Origin of the sequence: Providencia sp. PROV033, from assembly GCF_028484855.1 — a bacterium.
Lineage (GTDB): Bacteria > Pseudomonadota > Gammaproteobacteria > Enterobacterales > Enterobacteriaceae > Providencia > Providencia alcalifaciens.
This window is the reverse complement of the sequence record NZ_JAMPSW010000194.1, coordinates 1-2,033: the sequence shown is the minus strand read 5'-3', so window position 1 is coordinate 2,033 and position 2,033 is coordinate 1. Positions and strand designations below refer to the sequence as shown.

2 protein-coding genes and 1 pseudogene are annotated in these 2,033 nt (G+C 38.3%); 2 read left to right on the top strand and 1 reads right to left on the bottom strand.

Annotation, left to right across the window (positions count from 1 at the left end; all coding sequences use genetic code 11):
* Both PSF16_RS17270 and PSF16_RS17265 read left to right on the top strand, forming a co-directional pair.
* Positions 1 to 394 (top strand): annotated as a pseudogene (locus PSF16_RS17270) (transposase); the annotation flags it as partial.
* A 227-nt stretch (positions 395 to 621) separates the two neighbouring features.
* Complete coding sequence (locus PSF16_RS17265; protein WP_272689794.1) at positions 622 to 762, top strand: hypothetical protein; 141 nt, start codon at positions 622 to 624, stop codon at positions 760 to 762.
* A gap of 473 nt (positions 763 to 1,235) precedes the next feature.
* On the opposite strand, the gene PSF16_RS17260 is transcribed toward PSF16_RS17265, so the two are convergent.
* Entirely contained in the window at positions 1,236 to 1,820 is a 585-nt protein-coding gene (locus PSF16_RS17260; protein WP_272689793.1) for an antirestriction protein ArdA, read from the bottom strand.
* Positions 1,821 to 2,033 lie beyond the last annotated feature (213 nt).

Here is a 2,033-nt window from a genome sequence, read left to right as displayed (position 1 = left end):
GTTCGCTAGGTAGAGGCACAGTCGGTAAAGTGACTGTATTCCAGCTATTGAAGTGTAGTGACAAGGTTTATACTAAGGTTATACCCGATGCCAAGTCTCGCACATTGCTACCGATAATTGAGTCAATAATTTACCCTGACAGCACTGTAAACAAAGACAATTTTGCCAGTTATAGAGTACTGGATGTGAGTGATTTGAAGTCTTACAGGATTAATCACAGTACCCAGTTTGTAGATAAAAAAGGCCGCAAAAATCAGATAAATGGTATCGAAAATTTTTGGAACGAAGCGAAGTTCTATATGCAAAATTTAACGGCATCCCGAAGGCACATTTTGAGCTGTGTCTGAAGGAATGTGAGTGGCATTTTAATACAAACACCAAAGGACCATGCTAAAATAATTAAAAATAAAATTTAAACCTTATCTAGGGCTGTCCCAAATCTTAACGAGGCTTTACTGAAACCGGCCCTTAAATCCACACTATAATAAATAGCCACCAATTGACAGTTTACATAGCCGAGGCTACGGTCATTTCGATATTCCCGCGACTAAAGCTTGGTATTCTCGTTTAGACAGAGCCCCTTTAAAAATTACGTCAATAGTTGCAGGTGAACCAGCTTTGGTGGCAGGTTATTACCACACTGAAAAAGAAGGGTTAAAAGAGGCGTATTTTGAACGAGGGGCTATTACTTTTGATGTGAACAATAACTCAGAAGGTACCACGCTTTGGCATCTAGTACGTGAAGGCAAACGAGATAATTAATCGTAAGAAAATATTATGTGCTGCACAATCGATAATCGTAAAGTGATCCAGAAAGATGATGCAACATCAACGGACGGTGGGATGAGGTCTATGAAGAATGCAACCTATGAATTTATCAAACGCGTATTAAAACCTTATCCCTCCGAATGACAACCTAAAACGTTAAACTCCGATAAGAATGCGGCTTATGGTTACGCTACCCGATGACGCATTGGAATAGCCATGAATAAGCGCTTAAGTTCTTCTTGGTTTTCGCTTGTCATCATAGGAAGATAAGTATTTATTTAATCATTTGAATTAAATAAAAAAAGAACACCATAATAGCCATCTTTACGGATATCCGTAAAGATGGCTTAAAATAGAGTTTAGTTTGATTAACGTTCTAGCTTATGGATGTTATTGGAGTACCACAGCATTCTTTATTTCCCGCCTTAAGAGATGAAAGCGGTTTGACTCCCATTCTGTTATCCTATCTACCCACCCGTATGATAAACATATCCTCCACTGTGAAAAATCCCCCCTTGTTCAAGACAAACATCACGTCCATAGCGTTCATAGTCAAAGTAATGGGATAAATGACCCAGTTGGGCTAAATCATAACAACCACTTTCTTCTATCCAGTAATAACCTAAGTCATATTCATTATTGACCCCCGCTAATTGCTGGAAAGAATCTAAATTATCCGCTAAATGAATTAAATCATGGATTGAACTCGTTGAAGAACCGATTTCAATTGCTGCCTGATAAAGGTCAATTTCATCAGGCGATAACATGGCTAATCGCGAGGCTAACTCGTTCAACTCATCTAAAAGGCTATATTCTGAAATGTAAGAAGAAAGGCCATCAATTGAGGATTCATAGTCGGTCAAGAAATACTCTTCATAGTGAATACCATCAATGCCAATCCGCATTAAACAGTGTTCGATCTCTTTTGAGGTTGCCGGAAGCTCAAGCCACCCACCGACCAGTTCGCCTTCGTTATATTTTCCTAAATTCGTAATAAAAACAGAGATAATCCCTGATTTTAGGCATGGGGAAGCCGTTGCTGTCATGTGCATATTCATGTCCTATTATTGATGTATTGTGATTTAATTAATGGCGATATTTTGATAAAGGGATCTATTTCCCTTTAGAAGCTGATGTTGATATAAAATCCCCATCAGCTGAAAACAGATAATCTGCTTTAAAGCGTGATTAATGACGGTTTAGAGCAAGATAATGAGTTGCCTTACAATCCCGATAACATGTTATGTTTTCTATCATGATCTCAA